Consider the following 881-nt stretch of genomic DNA (forward strand, 5'->3'; position numbering starts at 1 on the left):
CGGGTCAGTTGGGCAAACGTATCGGGGTGGAGCGAATCCATCGACACATTGATCCGGCTCAGGCCCGCGTCCTTGAGGGCTTGAGCCTTTTTGTCCAGGCCCAGGCCGTTGGTCGTCATGGAGATGGGCAGGTCCGCGTGGTTGGCGCGGATATCGCCGATGATCTGCAGCAGGTCGGCCCGCACCAGCGGTTCGCCACCCGTCAGGCGCAATTCACGCACCCCGAGGGAATCAACGCCGATCCGCACCAGCCGGACGATCTCCTCACGGGAGAGCACGGCTGACTTTTGCAGCCAGTCAAGACCCTCGGCGGGCATGCAATAAGTGCAGCGCAGATTACATTTGTCGGTCAGCGACAGGCGCATGTCAGTGGCCTTGCGGCCGAAACTGTCAATCAGCCCCGGCCCGGCATCAGAGGGACGCTGGACCCCGATATGCGGCATACCCAGTTCAATTCCCATCCCTCGAGATTACGCCCTTTCAGCTAGGGCCACTATTCGGTGGAGGCTTATGCACGCCCGGCGAACCGATGATGGGGCGCAGACGTTGGGCTAAATGACTGACACATCACAGAAAGGGTGACCGGCGTGAGACGGACCAACGGATGGGCAGCACTTTCCGGGCTGGTTGCTGTCCTGCTCGCTGTGATCGCCGCCGAGCTGACCGCCGCGCTGGTCAGCCCCTCCCTTTCCCCGGTGACCGCCGTCGGGTCGATCGTCATTGATGTGCTGCCACCCGGCGTCAAGGACTGGGCCATCGAGACGTTCGGCACCGCCGACAAGCTGGTATTCCTCGGCACAATGTTCCTCATCATCGCTTCAATGGCCGCCGCCGCCGGAATCCTTGAATACAGGTGGCGTCGGGCCGGAGCCGCAGTCGTG

General features: G+C 62.8%; 1 protein-coding gene and 1 pseudogene. One reads left to right on the forward strand and one right to left on the reverse strand.

Annotated elements, in window-relative coordinates:
• The coding region (locus K728_RS23080) for a radical SAM protein (protein ID WP_443110927.1) at window positions 1-461 on the reverse strand (461 nt) is incomplete at its 3' end.
• 126 nt (window positions 462-587) lie between these two features.
• On the opposite strand from K728_RS23080, the pseudogene K728_RS18470 reads away from it, so the two are divergent.
• Window positions 588-881 (forward strand): annotated as a pseudogene (locus K728_RS18470) (molybdopterin-dependent oxidoreductase); the annotation flags it as partial.

Origin of the sequence: Arthrobacter sp. CAL618 (genome assembly GCF_000468215.1) — a bacterium.
Lineage (GTDB): Bacteria > Actinomycetota > Actinomycetes > Actinomycetales > Micrococcaceae > Arthrobacter_D.